The sequence below is a fragment of the Xanthomonas sp. WHRI 6106 genome (assembly GCF_040202405.1).
In the GTDB taxonomy this organism is placed as follows: Bacteria; Pseudomonadota; Gammaproteobacteria; order Xanthomonadales; family Xanthomonadaceae; genus Xanthomonas; species Xanthomonas cannabis.
The window spans coordinates 143,007-157,832 of record NZ_JBEGFC010000012.1; the positions used below are offsets into that span (position 1 = coordinate 143,007).

The window sequence follows — 14,826 nt, forward strand, 5'->3', positions numbered from 1 at the left end:
TGCTGGATATCGAAGGCGCGCTGCTTGGCGGTATCGGTAAGTCCTCGCGCCAGGGCCGCTCCTACGAAGCGTCGGTGCGTACCGTTGACCATTCGCGCCATCGCTGCCTGGCCGTTCCTACGAAGACATTGGTGCGTACGGCGACCGGCCCGGACTTGGCCGCTCCTCGGGGAAGCACCGCCATTGCGCAGGCGGGCGCTCGGACCTACCGATGATTCAGAGGCTGGTCCTGACCGCAGTTTCCACCTGCGCCGGCGACTGGAAGCCAGGCAGGCGCGCCACCTCACTGCCATCGCGGTACAACGCAAGGGTCGGCGTCTGGCGCAGGCCCAGGTCGCGGAAGAATTCCTCGCCCACCACTTCCAGCTTGACCTTCAGCAAGGCCACGCCATTGGCGGCTTCGCTGTTGGCGAACTTGTCCAGCGACATGTCCAGCATCCGGCAGCCGGGGCAATTGTCCTTGTAGAAATCCACCAGCGCGCGCGGATGCGCGGCCAGGGTCTGGGTGTAGTGCTCAGGCGACGTGACGGTAATGGTCTGCATTGGGATCGTTCTTGCATTGGGCCAGAACCTCGTCGGTCCAGGCGGCGATGGCCTGCGCATCACGCTGGCCGTGGGGCATCTGTTCGATGGTCAAACGGGGAAACGGGCTGTCGAAGAAGTGCGCGATGCGATGCACCGCCCCGCAAAAATACTCTTCGCCCCACTGCGTTTCGCCGGTGCCGAACACAGCAACACGCGGCGGCTTGCCCAGCGTGTCGACCAGTTCGACGATGAAACGTTTCATCTCTGCTGGCGTACGGCCGCCGTTGCTGGTCCAGGTACCAAGCAGAAACAACTCGTACTGTTCGTGCGCATGCGGCACCTGGTCCAGCCGCTGCACATCGGTTTCCAACCATGTCACCGCATGCCCGGCCGCTTCGCAGCGCAGTGCAACACTGCGCGCGACATCACGCGTGTTACCGCTCAACGAGGCCAGGGCGAGCAGGATGTTCATGGGGCGGGGATTGGGGAGTCGGGATTAGGGATTCGCAAAGGCGGCAACTGATACCTCATTGAAAGTCGTTAATCGATGTCTCTTAACGCAAATGCTGCTGTGACGAATCGCAAATCTCGAATACCTAATCCCGGCGCTTCAACGAATCCCCAATCCCGAATCCCGGCTCCTCACAGATCGTCGAAGCCGTTGTCCGAATTGGTCTTCTTGTACGACGCATTCCGCATCTCGAAGAAGTCGGTCTTGGTTTCGGTGAAGTTGTCGGCGTAGGCCTTGATCCACGGCATCACGTTGTCGTTGGCGCCTTCGTACAGCTTCTCGATGCCGAGCATGCCGGCCATCTTGTTGGCGCGGTACTTCACGTAGCGGATCATCTCGTCGACGTCGATGCCGTCGATGCCGTCCAGCACTTCGGCGGTCCACACCGTTTCCAGGTCGATCGCGTGTTCGAAGGCCTTGTGCACGTAATCGGTGAGCTCGTCGCCCTGCAATGCCTGGTTCTCGCCGATGATGGCGCGAATCAGCTCGCTGATGAACTTGGAATGCGCCAGCTCATCGCGGTTGATGAAGCTGATGATCTTGCCGGTGCCGGTCATGCGGTTCTGGCGGACCAGATTGTAGAAATACGCAAAGCCGGAATAGAAGTTGATGCCTTCCAGGATCGAAGACTGGATCAGCGAACGGATCAGCGTTTCGGCCGTCTTCTCGCGCATGAAGTCTTCGTAGGCGCCCATGATCGGCGCGTTGCGCTTGATGATGGTCGGGTGCGTGCGCGCGATTTCGAACACGCGGTTCTGGTCGGCCAGGCCGGTGATCGAGGCCAGCACGTAGCTGTAGCTCTCGTTATGGATCACTTCCTGCTGGCCGATGATCGCGGCATTGGCGTGCGCGGCCGGGTCGGTGATGTATTCGGCCACGTTGTAGATGAAACGCGTCTGCGGCGAATCCAGCGTGGCCAGCAAACCGATGATCGAATCGTAGGCATTCTTTTCACGCGCCGACAGCTCGTTGTACTGGCGCGCATCGCCCTTCATGTCCACCTCGTCGGGGATCCAGAAGTTGGTCGACAACTCCTTGTACGCCCGATAGAACGACGGGTACGGGATGTCGTTCCAGTTGAGGATGCCCGAGGTCTGACCGTTGATGATGCTGGTCGAACGGTTCGGGTGACGCGGCTCAAGAATTTTGATGCGTTCAAGCGGTGTTGCGGACATGGGTCTCTACTCGTGTTTCAGGCGTCGCGCGCGTGCAGCGGGGACGACAGCAGCAATCATTCTGGAGGAAAGCCCCCTGAGTCAGGGGGCGCGCCGAAGGCGCGGGGTGTGGAAGCTGGTGAAGCAGGGTCCACGGTTCGCAAGGCGAACCGTGGAAGCGAAGCGCGAATGCGCTTAGCTACTGCACCACTCGCACTCACTGATATCGATATCGTTGGAGCGCACGTAATACGTGGTCTTCAAGCCTTCGCGCCAGGCGGTCATGTGCAGGTCCAGCAGCGTGCTCGCACGGATGGTGCTGGGCACGTAGAAGTTGAAGCTGATCGACTGGTCCACGTGACGCTGGCGACGCGCGTTCTGGCGCACGCTGGCGAACTGGTCGACCTTGTAGGCGCCCTTTTCGTAGTACGGCCAGGTGTCCAGCGACAGGCCGGGCGCGGCGACCGGGCGACGGAAGTCCTTCTTTTCTTCGTAGTAGAACGCGCTGTAGATCGGGTCGATCGACGCAGTGGAACCGGCGATCTGCGCGGTGCTCATGTTCGGCGCAACCGCCAGCATCCACGCGTTACGCACGCCATTGACCGACACCTGCGCCGACAGCTCCAGCCACTGCGGGCTGTTGTAGTCGCGCGCACGGAAGTACTCGCCGTTGTGCCAGTCGCTGCCGCGGAACACGCTGTAGGTGCCCTTTTCCTTGGCCAGCTCCATGCTCGCCTGGATGGTCAGGTAGTTGATGCGCTCGTACAGCTCGTCGCTGTAGTCCTCGGCTTCCTTGGCATTCCAGTGGATGGACTTCTGTGCCAGCAGGTGATGCCAACCGAAGGTGCCCAGGCCAATGGCGCGGTACTTCTGGTTGGTGATGGTGGCCTGCGGCACCGGCAGCTGGTTCAGGTCGATCACGTTGTCGAGCATGCGCACCTGGATCGGGATCAAGCGCTCCAGCACGTCGGCGCCCAGCAGATCCGCCTGGTCGGCCTGCACGGTGATCGCGCGGCCCAGGTTGATCGAGGACAGGTTGCACACGACGAAGTCGCCCGCCTTCTTGGTGGTGACGATCTGATTGCCGCTGATGATCTCCTGCATCATCCGCGTCGGGCTCATGTTCTGCAGGATCTCGGTGCACAGGTTGGACGAATAGACCATGCCCTCGTGCTTGTTCGGGTTCTTGCGATTGACTTCATCGCGGTAGAACATGAACGGGTTGCCGGTTTCCAGCTGGCTGACCATGATGCGCTTGAAGATGTCGATCGCCTTGACGGTCTTGCGCGTGATGCGCTCGTCGGCAACCACTTCCTCGTACTTGCGACGGAAGCTGCTGTTGGCGTCGCCCTTCTTCTCATCAAAGAAGTCCTGCAGGTACCAGCCCTTGATCCGCTTCACTTCGTGCGGGTCGAACAGATACCAGTCACCGCGGCGCTCGACCGCTTCCATGAACAGGTCGGGGATGCACACCGAGGTGAACACGTCGTGCGCGCGCAGACGCTGGTCGCCGTTGTTCAGGCGCAGATCCAGGAACGCTTCGATGTCGCGGTGGAAGATGTCCAGATAGACCGCGATGGCGCCCTTGCGCTGGCCCAGCTGATCCACCGACACGGCGGTATTGTTGAGCTGCTTGATCCACGGCACCACGCCGCCGGACGAATTGGACACGCCACGGATCGCCGAACCCGACGAACGCACATAGCCCAGGTACGCGCCCACGCCGCCGCCGTGCTTGGATACGCGCGCCACGTCGGTGTTGGAGTCGTAGATGCCCTGCAGGCTGTCGTCGACGGTGTCGATGAAGCAGCTCGACAGCTGGCCGCCAACCTTGCCGGCATTGGCCAGCGTCGGCGTTGCCACCGTCATGTACAGGTTGGACAGCGCCCAGTAGGCCTCGCCCACCAGCTGCATGCGGCGCTCGCGGCTGCCCTTGCCGGTGCCGATCTCGTCCTGCATCAGGTACAGCGCAATGGTCAGCCAGCGCTCCTGCGGCAGCTCGAACACGCCGCGCGAGTTGTCGGTGGCCAGGTAACGGGTGGCCAGCAGATACAGGCCGTTATAGGCGAACAGCTTGTCGCGCTCGGGCTCGATCATCTTGCCGGCTTCGATCAGCTCGTCCTTGGAATAGCGACGCAGGATGTCGTTGGAATAGACATTGCGGTCGGCCAGGCTCTCCTGCAGGCCCACGAACGAGCCGTACTTCTGGCTGGCATCGTAGAAGCGGTTGCGGCTGGCGCGCTTGTACAGCCGGCGCAGGTACAGACGCGCAGCGAAGTGCTCCCACTCCGGGGTGGTCAGATCGACGCGGGCTTCGGCCTCGCGGATCAGGTGGTCGACCAGGTCGTCGGCGTTGACGCTGTCCTTGCGCTCGACAAAGCCGAACACCGAGCGCTTGTAGTCGGCCACGTCCAGCTGCGGAAACTCGGCATGGATCTGGTCGATGGCGCGCTCCAGGCGCTCCGGCTCGAACGGAATCTTGCGATTGCCCGCTTCCTTGGTGATCCAGGTGGAGACGTTTTGTTCTTCGATGGTCTGTGCGTGCATTGCAATGGCTTGGCGGGGAGGCGGCACGATGTCCGACGGGTCGGTCAATTCCGGCGCGCCACAGGCAGGCGCGGCGACACTGGCGGAGACGCTGGTGGGTGTTGCGGTACCGGCGGCGATCGCGGAAAGGGTGTCGTTGGTGGTCATGCGTCCTCCATGCGTAGGCACACGAACCCGCTCGGGGAGCGAGTTGCGGCCGGATCCGGACTCCCTGGACAGTGATGACGGTGCAGGGCGAGCGGCACGCAAGACAGGCGTCTGCGGCGGCATCGACATCACCAGCCATCTCCTCACCGGAGATTCCACGGCCGCCACCGCGCGGTGTGCTGTCGCGTGGTGGTCGGTGGCGAAACAGCAGCGGCGCCACAAGACCACATCACCAAACCCAGGCCGAGGCCCGGATGGCTGTAGTCATAAGTACGACCGCGGCGGGGAGGCCATTTCGACCGCGGCCCCGCCGCGATACGTGCTCCCACTGGTCCGGCCGCCTTGTGCGACCAACCACCGACTCCCCCAAGATAGTGGGGTACCCGGGAGGGGTCAACACCAAATGTGGGAAAAACCCGCAAACCCTTGTAGCGCAAAGAACTGTCTGACGAACGGTCGTCCCGGGCCGGCGAACCTGTCCAAGTGGACTGCGCAGTCAAGGCCCAAACCGGCTTTCTGCTGACTGGTCGGGTTCGGCTGGGACGACCGCCGCACGTCTCGATGCTGCAGCCGGTCACAGTGGGCCGCCACTGCCATGAAGGAGACTGCAGCAACGGCGCAGAGGATCCGCTCTCCGCCTGATCTGCCGGTATTGAGCAATCAGATCGAGGCGCCCGCACGGTACGTCTCGCGATCAATTGGCTGCCTTCACGCCTGGTCGAGGGCGCGGTGCCCTCGCCGCTCGCGGGACACGCCGTCAACCCGTCCATGGGGGCTCGGTGGCGGCATCCATGCCGCCAACGGTCCCGCAATCGGTAAGGACACCGCGCCAGACAGTTGGCTGGTGGTTTCGTTGAGGAGCGAGGAGCACGTCGCTGCTTGCCGGTTGCTCGTTGAAAACCATGCATACCGACCATCTCGACTGGTCCTTGCCCGCCTACCGTCGCGGGACCCTTGGCGGCATGGATGCCGCCAAGGAGCTACAAGGACGTACTTGCAGCGCGTCCTGCGATGGTGGGCGGGCAAGGGCCCTGCAGCAAACGCAAAGTCCTCGAGGGCGCAGTGCCCTCACCGCTCGCGGGACACGCCGTTAACCCGTCCATGGGGGCTCGATGGCGGCATCCATGCCGCCAACGGTCCCGCAATCGGTGAGGACACCGCACCAGACAGTTGGCTGGTGAGTCCATTGAAGAACGAAATCATCGCCCCGGACAGCCTGCTGGCGACGTTGTTGAAAACCCTGCGCACCGACCAATTCGACTGGTCCTTGCCCGCCCACCGTCGCGGGACCTTACGCGGCATGGATGCCGCGTAAGAGCCTACACGGACGTACTTGCGGCGTGTCCCGCGATGGTGGGCGGGCAAGGGCCCTGCAGCAAAGGCGCAGATAATTTGCTTTGCGCCTGATCTGCTCGGATCGAGCAATCAGATAGCGACGCCTGCAGCGTGCCTATCGCGATCGCTTGGCGATCTTCGAGTCTGATCGAAGGCGTAGCGGCCTCAGATCTCGGTCGGGCCGAGGTGGTGACGCTTGCGGTAGCGGATCGAGGACCACACCGAGGCGGCGATGAAGGCCACGCCGATCAGGCCGGTGAGCACTTCCGGTACGTGGTACACGGTGCCCACCAGCATGATGATCGCCAGCACGCCGATGGCGTAGTGCGCGCCGTGCTCCAGGAACACGAACTCGTCCAGGGTGCCCTTGTGCACCAGGTAGACCGTCATCGAGCGCACGAACATCGCACCGATCGCCAGGCCCAGCATGATGATGACCACATCGCGGGTGATCGCGAACGCGCCGATCACCCCGTCGAACGAGAACGAGGCGTCCAGCACTTCCAGGTACAGGAAGGCGGCAATGCCAGAGCGCTTGGCCGGGCCCATGCCGCCGTCTTCGCTTTCTTCGGCCTCGAACAAGGCATCCACGCTGCCGACCAGCAGGTACAGCAGGATGCCGCCCAGCCCGGCGAACAGCACGCTCTGGAAGATGGCATCGGGCAGGAACAGCTTGGTGCACAGCAGGACCGTCACCGCCACAATCACCGACATCGCATCGGCCTTGCCCAGCTTGCCGACCAGCCGCTCCACCGGGCCCAGCCAATGCAGCTTGCGCTCCTGGTCGAACAGGAAGTTGAGGAACACCAGCAGCAGGAACATGCCGCCGAAGGCGGCAATGGACGGGTAGTTGTCAGTCAGCACTTGGCTGTAGCGGTCCGGCTCCTTCAGCGCCATCTGCATCACCGGCACCAGGCCCATGCCGGTGGCCACCGACACGATCACGATCGGGAACACCAGGCGCATGCCGAACACCGCGATCAGGATGCCCACGGTGAGGAACAACTTCTGCCAAAACGCGTTCATGTGCTTGAGCACACCAGCGTTGACCACTGCGTTGTCGAACGACAGCGACACCTCCAGCACGCTGAGCACCAGGCATAGCCACAGCGCCTGCCAGATGCCCATCGCGGAGGTATGACCCCACCAGGCAGCCAGGCCCAGGCAGATCGCTGTGACCAAGAACGACATTCTGAAATCGCGAAACATTGACACTCCCAGGCGGGCCGAGACGACAGCCGGAGCAGCGGGCCGGGGCAAGGCCCGGCAGATCCGGCGTGCGGTGGAGGATGGGGGACCGCGGCGTGACGCAACGTCAGGCCGGGCGCGGCTCGCCCATTATAGGGAGTGTCACCGCCATCAGGGTCGCATCGTCCGGATCCGGGCGCACGCCAAAGCCCAGGCTCTGGCACATCGCCAGCATGGTGCGGTTTTCGCGCAGCACCTGGCCTTCGATCTGTTTGAGGCCCAGCCAGCGCGCGTACTCGATCATGATGCGCATCAGCTGCCAGCCGATGCCGTGGCCCTTGAGGTCGGAGCGGATCAGGATGCCGTACTCGCCGCCTTCGTAATCGGCGTCGGCATGCAGCCGCACTGCCCCAAGCATGTCGCCGGTCTTGGGGTCGATGGCCACCAGCGCGATCGAACGTGCGTAATCGAGCTGGGTCAGGCGGGCGATGAATTCGTGGCTGAAATGCTTCACCGACTGAAAGAAGCGCAGTCGCAGGTCTTCGTCGGTGACCCGCGCGAAGAACGCGCGGAACAACGCATCGTCTTCCGGGCGCACCGGGCGCACCAGCGCGTGGGTGCCATCGCCCAGGCCGATCTGGCGCTCCCATTCCTTCGGGTACGGGAAAATTGCAAAGCGCGGATGGCCGCGACCCTTGTGCAGCTTGCGCGCCGGCGCCACCGCCACGCGCGCGTCCAGCGCAATCACGCCATCGCGGTCGGCCAGCAGCGGGTTGATGTCCAGCTCGGTGATTTCCGGGATGTCGGCGGCCAGCTGCGCCAGCTTGACCAGCACCAGCGCCACCGCGCGCTCGTCGGCGGCCGGTACGTCGCGGTAGGCCTTCAGGATGCGCGAGACGCGGGTGCGGCCGATCAGCTCGTGGGCCAGGCGCAGGTCCAGCGGCGGCAGGGCCAACTCGCGGTCGTTGATCACTTCCACCGCGGTGCCGCCGCGGCCGAACACGATCGCCGGGCCGAACACCGGGTCGTCGGCAATGCCGGCGATCAGTTCACGCGCCTTGGGCCGCAGCACGGTGGGCTGCACGATCACCCCTTCGATCAGCGCAGTGGGGTGCGCGGCGCGCGCACGCGCCAGGATGCCGGTGGCCGCCTCGCGCACCGCTGCCACGCTGGACAGGTTGAGCCGCACGCCATCCACATCGGACTTGTGCGCGATGTCGCTGGACAGCACCTTCAGGGTGACCGTGCGCCCCATCGCCAGCAATGGGTCGGCCAACAGCGCAGCTTCGTTGGCGGTGGCGGCCACCTGTAGCGGCACGATGGGGATGCCGTAGGCGGCCAGCAGCCGGTTGGTGGCCACCGGGTCCAGCCAGCGCCGCCCGGCGGCCAGGGCGTCGTCGACCACGGTGCGGGCGATGCCGGCATCCACCACGAAGTCTTCCGGCAGGCTGGGTGGGGTTTCCATCAGCGCCGCCTGCGCCTCGCGGTAGCGCACCAGGTGGGTGAAGCCGCGCACCGCGTCCGATTCGGTGGCATAGGTGGGCACGCGCGCGGCGTTGAGTGCGGCGATGGCCGCATCGTCCTGGCCCAGCCACACCGCGAACACCGGTTTGTCGCGCTGGTAGCGGTTGCGCTGGTCCAGCGCGCGGGTCAGCGCCTTGGCCGCGTCGGCCGAAGAGGTAAACGCGGTGGGCACGTTGACCACCAGCAGCGCGTCGTTCTCCGGATCGTCCAGCAGCGCTTCGATCGCCGCGGCGTAGCGCGCGCCATCGGCATCCACAATGATGTCCACCGGGTTGCTGCGCGACCAGCCTTCCGGCAGCGACTGATCGAGTTTTTCCAGCGTCTTGGGTGACAACTCGGCCAGGGTGCCCCCGCGCAGCACCAGCTGGTCCACCGCCAGCTGCCCCACCCCTCCGCCATTGCTCAGAATCGCCAGCCGCCGGCCGGGGAAGCTGCCGAGCCGGCCCAGGGTTTCGGCCGCGGCGAACAACTCGTCCAGCGCGCCCACCCGCAACAGGCCGGCACGTGCGAACGCGGCGCCATACACCGCATCCGAGCCGGCCAGCGCCTGCGCGTGGGTGTCGGCATTGGGGTTGATGCGGAACTGGCGCCCCGATTTGACCACCACCACCGGCTTGGCGCGCGCGGCCGCACGCGCGGCCGACATGAACTTGCGCGCATCGCCGATGCGTTCGACATACAGCAGGATCGCGCGGGTGCGGTAGTCGGTGGCGAAGTAGTCGAGCAGGTCGCCGAAATCCACATCCAGCGTATCGCCCAGCGACACCACCGCGGAAAAGCCAACCGAACGTGCCACGCCCCACTCCACCAGCGCGGCGGCAATGGCGCTGGATTCGGAGATCAGCGCCAGATCGCCGGCCTGCGGGCAATGTGCGGCAATGCTGGCATTGAGCCGCGCGTGCGGCGCAATCACACCTAAACAGTGCGGGCCGAGGATGCGCATACCCTTGGCGCGCGCAGCCGCCTCCATGCGTGCAGCCGGCGAGCCGGGCCCGCGACCCAGGCCGGCAGTGAGGATGATCGCCGCGGCGACCCCGCGCCGCGCCGCGATGGAGACGATACGCGGCACGATGCGCGCCGGCGCAGTGATCACCACCAGATCCGGCACCCACGGCAGATCGGTCAGCCGCGGCACCGTGCGCACGCCATCGATTTCGGTGTAGCGCGGGCTCACCCAACCGATCTGGCCAGGGAAGCCGGCCGCGCGCAGATTGCGCACCACCGCCCGCCCGGCCGAGCGCTCACGCGGGCTGCCGCCCACCACCGCCACGGTGCTGGGGCGAAAGACCTGCTGCAGGTGATAGGTACTCATCGTGCGGGGGAAAACGCTGCCATCGCGCTACGGTACACGTCAGGCAGAGCTGGCGTCATCGACCCGGCGGCAGAGAAACAGCGACACAGCACATCCTATTGTTGTGAACGATTCTTATTTTCGTTAATATCCCGTGGTCAGCCAGCTTCCCGCGCCGTCCCGCGCCCCTGCCGCCAGCGACTCCGGAACAGGGACCCCCATGAAACTGCTGACACTATCGGCGCTGCTGCTCGCTGCATCTGCCTCCGCGCACACCCCTTATCTGGCACCGAACACCTTCGCTCCGCAGCCCGGTCAGACGGTGACGCTGGACGCGGCCTTCGCCGAGACCTTCTTCGTGCCCGAAGCGGCCTTCGACCAGAGTCATTTCGGCATCACCGGGCCCGATGGCCGCGATGTCGAACCGGTGCGGGTGCAGGCGCTGGACACCCGCACCGTCGTCGAACACACGCTGGGCAAGCAGCCGGGCACCTATCGATTCAGCAGCGGCCTGCGCGTAGGCGCGCAGTTCCGCACCTGGGAACTGGATGGCAAGCGCGAGACCGTGCGCGACCCGAAGGTGCCCATGCCCAAGGGCGCCACGTTGATCGCCAGCTTCCAGTCGCGCACCCTGGCCGAAACCTATGTGAGCGTCGGCAAGCCCGATCGCAACGCATTGGCGCCGCGTAACCGCGGCCTGGAACTGGTGCCGGTCACCCATCCCAATGACCTGTTCGTGGGCGAGACGTTCGCTTTCACGGTGCAATACGACGGCGTGCCGCTGGCCAAGCAGACCGTGGAGATCAGCGAGGCGGTGTGGACCTCCGACCGCAAGCCGACGGTGCTCAGCGTGACCACCGACGCCGCCGGCCGCGCAGTCCTGAAACTGGACCACGCCGGCACCTGGCTGGCATTGACCCGCCACCGCACCCCCGCGCCGGCCGGCGCCCCGGTGCGCGAGTACAGCAACAGCACCACGCTCACCTTCCAGGTGCTGGAGCAGTAGCGCTGCGCAACCGCTGCGGCGGTTGCGTGTCTTGCGGCGTCCACACACCGGTACGGACGCATCTGCCTGGCTCAGCTGGCCGTCTACAGGCAGCGCTCTGCCTGTCGCACCGGCGCCAAGGCCCGGCACTTTTTTCTTCCCTCACGAGGCAATCCATGAACACTGGCTCCCTGGCCGGCGCGTGTCTGTGCGCGCTGCTGCTTCCTGCCGTCGCTGTCGCCCAATCCGAGCCGCGCCCGCTGCTCGGCGGTCACGGCAACAATGTGCAGGCCTTCATCACCCAGCACGACGACAACCACGACGGCCGCATCACCGCCGCCGACTTTGCGGCCTTCCGCCGCAGCCGCTTCGATGCCACCGACCGCAACCACGACGGCACGGTCGATGAAGACGAGTACGTGGCCGAGTTCCGCGAGCGCCGCCAGCATGCGCTGGAGCAGGAACGCGGTGCACAGGCCGCGCAGGGCAAGCAACGCTTCGCCGCACTCGACAGCGATGGCGATGGGCAGGTGTCGCGCGCTGAATTCAAGACTGCCGGCGCAAAGGACTGGGCGCGCGGACAGGCAGCCCTGGCAGCCGCCGCCACCGCTGCAGCCACCGAGCCGACGGTCGCCTTCGATCGCGACGGCGGCCGCCCGGGCATGCCCGACAGCCAGTCGGCCGACGGCTTCCTGGCGCTGTACGACGAGAACGGCGACGGCAAGGTGGGCCGCGCGGAATACGCGGACCTGCGCGCGGCGCAGTTCGCCGGTGCCGACGGTAACCGCAACAGCGCGCTGTCGATGGACGAATACCGCGTCGAGTTCGAAGACCGCCTCAACCGCCGCCTTACCGCGCTCGAGCAGGCCGACGATCGCCAGGTGCACGTGCGCTTCAACGTGCTCGACACCGACAAGGACCAGCGCATGACCTTCGCCGAATACCAGGCCTCGGGCCTGCGCACGTTTGCCCGCGTCGACCGCAATCACGACGGAGTGGTGGATGCCCGCGACGCGGCGTTGCCGCCGCCTGCGCCTGCCCCGGCTTCTAGACCGGCCCGGGCCGACTGACGAACCGGCCGACTGCCCCTTCCGGCGCGGATCAACACCCGCGCCACCTGGCCCGCCACTGGCGGGCCCCACCCAGCCACGCGACCGCCCCGTGCCGCACGCAGCCAGGTCCGCGCCTTTCGCGCCCCTCCTTTTCCTGACTGTGGACCCCACGATGACTTCGACACCGACCCTGCTGGCCCTGGCGATCGCCGCCGGCCTGGCCTTCCCGCTGCATGCCGAACAGGCGCCCGCCGACGCCACCACCTTCGACCCGGTCGAAGTGAAGGCCACGCGCGACAAGCGTGCCTCCAGCAACCAGAACGTCACCACCCTGGACACTGCGCAGCTGCAGCAGGAACAGGCCGAAAGCATGGAGGACCTGGTGCGCTACATCCCCGGCGTGAGCATCGCCGACATGGGCCGCTTCGGCGAGAACGGCTTCAATATCCGCGGGCTGGAAGGCGACCGGGTGGCGATGACCATCGACGGCCTGTCGATGGCCGAAGGCGTGGAGACCGCGCGCGACTACGAGTTCTTCCGCGCCGGGCGCGGTGGCGTGGATGTGGATTCGCTCAAGAGCGTGGACATCGTCAAGGGCGCCGATTCGATCAGCGCCGGCAGCGGTGCGCTCGGCGGCGCGGTCGTCTTTACCACCAAGGACCCCTACGACTATCTCAAGGCGCAAGGCAACGACACCTATGTCGGTCTGAAGACCGGCTACACCGGTCATAACGACCAGCGGCTGGGCAACGTCACCGTCGCCAATCGCACCGGCATCGTCGAATCGATGCTGACCTACACCCGCCGCGACGGCCACGAATCGGAGGGCTGGTATTCCAGCACCGACATCGACACCGGCAGCGCGCGGCGCACGCCCGACCCGATCGACAGCGAAAGCGACAACGTGCTGGCCAAACTCGACGTGGTGCCGAATGCACAGCACCGCTTCGGCGTGGTCTACGAACGCAACCGCTCGCAGAACCGGGTCGACAACCTGAGCCGTGTCAGCGCGCCAAGTTATGCCGAACGCATCGGCGACGACAGCAACGACCGCGACCGTTATGGCCTGCGGTATCTCTGGAACGCCCACAACGCCCTGTTCGACACACTCGAAGCGCAGCTCGACCGACAGCAGACCGACAGCCGCGGCACTACCCGCATCCTCACCCAGAGCGGCACCTCAAGCACCCCCGCCACTGCGGCCACCACGCGCTGCACGGTGGCGCTGCCATGCCGCCGCGCCGAAGACCGCGACACCGAGCAGACCCTGGACCGCATCGCACTGGATTTGGACAAGCAGTTGCACGGCAACGGCTGGTCGCAAGCGCTGCTGTACGGGGCCGCCTGGCAGCGCCGCAGCATCGATTTCAGCGCGGTCGACTACCGCTGGAACAACGCCGGCGCGCTGGACACCGCCACCGTCGACCCGGCACAGGTGCCACAGACCGATGCCGACAGCTGGAGCGTGTACCTGCGCGATCGTATCGGCCTGCTCGACGACCGCCTGCAGCTCACCCTGGGCGCCCGCTACGACCACTATCGCTATACGCCAACACTGTCGCCCACCTTCATCGATACCACCGGCACGGTACGCGAGGTGACGTTCGCTTCGCCCACGTGGCAGGCCGGTATCAGCTACGCCTTCACCCCGCAGCAGACGCTGTGGTTCCAGACCGGGCGCGGCTTCCGTGCGCCGACCACCGCCGAAATGTACGCCCCGACCAGCATCACTGCGCTGACCCGGGTGGACACCGGCACCACCGTCAACGTGCCGACCGTGGCCGCCAATCCCGCGCTGGACGCAGAGCGCAGCCTCAACCTGGAACTGGGCTGGCGCTGGGAAAGCGACTGGGCGCGCGTGGGAATGTCGGTGTTCCGCGACCGCTACGACGACTTCATCCAGAGCGAGACGGTGACCGCCGATGCCGGTACGCGTTACCAGACCTGTACCCGCGGCGTGTGCACCTCGCGCAACGGCTACGCCTACACCACGCTGCTCAATGTCGGCCAGGTCGAGGTCACGGGGGTCGAGTTGGATGCGCAGTTCAAACTCGGCGATGCCTGGCTGCTGCGCGCGGCCTGGACCCACAACCAGGGCGAGCTGGAAGACGGCCGCCCGCTGGACAGCATCAATCCGGATCGCGGTGTGCTCGGCCTGAGCTGGCAGGGCCTGGACGAGCGGCTGCGCATCACTGCCAACATCACCCACGCGCTGGCCAAGAAGGCCAAGGACGTCAACGTGGAGAGCGATGTCTTCGGCGCGCCGGCCGAGCCGTTCCTCAGCGACGCCTACAGCGTGGTCGATCTGTTCGGCAGCTATCGCGTCAACGCACACGTGCGCATCAATCTCGGCGTGTACAACCTGTTCGACGAGCGTTACTTCCAGTGGGCGCGCATCCGCAACGTCACCCGCGGCGATTTCTATCTGTACGGCTATGCCACCGACGACGGCATCGGCCGCTATAGCGAGCCTGGCCGCAATCTGCGCGCCACGGTGTACGTCAACTTCTGACCCGCGTTGCCGGTGCGCAGTGATGCACGGTCTGCCATGCATCACTACGCAGGCT

At 65.5% G+C, this 14,826-nt stretch carries 10 protein-coding genes; 4 read left to right on the forward strand and 6 right to left on the reverse strand.

Annotated features, from left to right (window positions below):
- Positions 1-216: 216 nt before the first annotated feature.
- The 4 genes from ABQZ09_RS16930 to ABQZ09_RS16945 all read right to left on the reverse strand — a co-directional run bounded on the left by ABQZ09_RS16930 (position 217) and on the right by ABQZ09_RS16945 (position 4,884).
- Positions 217-543, reverse strand: a complete 327-nt coding sequence (locus tag ABQZ09_RS16930) for a thioredoxin family protein (RefSeq protein ID WP_184557896.1) — start codon at positions 541-543, stop codon at positions 217-219.
- Positions 515-997 (reverse strand): flavodoxin, encoded by a 483-nt coding sequence (locus ABQZ09_RS16935; protein ID WP_039406401.1) that lies wholly within the window; start codon positions 995-997, stop codon positions 515-517. The genes ABQZ09_RS16930 and ABQZ09_RS16935 overlap by 29 nt, the downstream gene beginning before the upstream one ends.
- 170 nt (positions 998-1,167) lie before the next feature.
- Positions 1,168-2,211: a ribonucleotide-diphosphate reductase subunit beta gene (locus ABQZ09_RS16940; RefSeq protein ID WP_024712257.1), complete on the reverse strand. Its 1,044-nt coding sequence runs from the start codon at positions 2,209-2,211 to the stop codon at positions 1,168-1,170.
- Between the two features lie 174 nt (positions 2,212-2,385).
- Positions 2,386-4,884 carry a ribonucleoside-diphosphate reductase subunit alpha gene (locus tag ABQZ09_RS16945; RefSeq protein ID WP_349777434.1) on the reverse strand — a complete coding sequence of 833 codons (2,499 nt, stop codon included), beginning with the start codon at positions 4,882-4,884 and terminating at the stop codon, positions 2,386-2,388.
- 1,186 nt (positions 4,885-6,070) lie between these two features.
- Between ABQZ09_RS16945 and ABQZ09_RS16950 the strand changes: the two genes are divergently transcribed.
- Positions 6,071-6,199 (forward strand): hypothetical protein, encoded by a 129-nt coding sequence (locus tag ABQZ09_RS16950; protein WP_349777435.1) that lies wholly within the window; start codon positions 6,071-6,073, stop codon positions 6,197-6,199.
- 185 nt (positions 6,200-6,384) lie between these two features.
- Here ABQZ09_RS16950 and ABQZ09_RS16955 read toward each other — a convergent pair whose 3' ends face one another.
- The gene (locus tag ABQZ09_RS16955; RefSeq protein WP_349777436.1) at positions 6,385-7,428 is read right to left on the reverse strand and encodes a DUF475 domain-containing protein; all 1,044 of its coding nucleotides are present in this window, start codon (positions 7,426-7,428) and stop codon (positions 6,385-6,387) included.
- 106 nt (positions 7,429-7,534) lie between these two features.
- Complete coding sequence (locus ABQZ09_RS16960) at positions 7,535-10,243, reverse strand: bifunctional acetate--CoA ligase family protein/GNAT family N-acetyltransferase (protein ID WP_349777437.1); 2,709 nt, start codon at positions 10,241-10,243, stop codon at positions 7,535-7,537.
- 199 nt (positions 10,244-10,442) lie between these two features.
- Between ABQZ09_RS16960 and ABQZ09_RS16965 the strand changes: the two genes are divergently transcribed.
- From ABQZ09_RS16965 to ABQZ09_RS16975, 3 genes are all read left to right on the forward strand, one after another.
- The gene (locus tag ABQZ09_RS16965; protein ID WP_349777438.1) at positions 10,443-11,228 is read left to right on the forward strand and encodes a DUF4198 domain-containing protein; all 786 of its coding nucleotides are present in this window, start codon (positions 10,443-10,445) and stop codon (positions 11,226-11,228) included.
- A gap of 155 nt (positions 11,229-11,383) precedes the next feature.
- On the forward strand, positions 11,384-12,277 hold the full coding sequence (locus tag ABQZ09_RS16970) for an EF-hand domain-containing protein (protein ID WP_184557911.1): 894 nt from the start codon (positions 11,384-11,386) through the stop codon (positions 12,275-12,277).
- Between the two features lie 154 nt (positions 12,278-12,431).
- Positions 12,432-14,771: a TonB-dependent hemoglobin/transferrin/lactoferrin family receptor gene (locus ABQZ09_RS16975; protein ID WP_349777439.1), complete on the forward strand. Its 2,340-nt coding sequence runs from the start codon at positions 12,432-12,434 to the stop codon at positions 14,769-14,771.
- Positions 14,772-14,826 lie beyond the last annotated feature (55 nt).

Bases quoted from the DNA above. Each gene is read 5' to 3' on its own strand.
- ABQZ09_RS16930 (WP_184557896.1), bottom strand. From the start codon at position 543: ATGCAGACCATTACCGTCACGTCGCCTGAGCACTACACCCAGACCCTG.
- ABQZ09_RS16935 (WP_039406401.1), bottom strand. From the start codon at position 997: ATGAACATCCTGCTCGCCCTGGCCTCGTTGAGCGGTAACACGCGTGAT.
- ABQZ09_RS16940 (WP_024712257.1), bottom strand. From the start codon at position 2,211: ATGTCCGCAACACCGCTTGAACGCATCAAAATTCTTGAGCCGCGTCAC.
- ABQZ09_RS16945 (WP_349777434.1), bottom strand. From the start codon at position 4,884: ATGACCACCAACGACACCCTTTCCGCGATCGCCGCCGGTACCGCAACA.
- ABQZ09_RS16955 (WP_349777436.1), bottom strand. From the start codon at position 7,428: ATGTTTCGCGATTTCAGAATGTCGTTCTTGGTCACAGCGATCTGCCTG.
- ABQZ09_RS16960 (WP_349777437.1), bottom strand. From the start codon at position 10,243: ATGAGTACCTATCACCTGCAGCAGGTCTTTCGCCCCAGCACCGTGGCG.
- ABQZ09_RS16965 (WP_349777438.1), top strand. From the start codon at position 10,443: ATGAAACTGCTGACACTATCGGCGCTGCTGCTCGCTGCATCTGCCTCC.
- ABQZ09_RS16970 (WP_184557911.1), top strand. From the start codon at position 11,384: ATGAACACTGGCTCCCTGGCCGGCGCGTGTCTGTGCGCGCTGCTGCTT.
- ABQZ09_RS16975 (WP_349777439.1), top strand. From the start codon at position 12,432: ATGACTTCGACACCGACCCTGCTGGCCCTGGCGATCGCCGCCGGCCTG.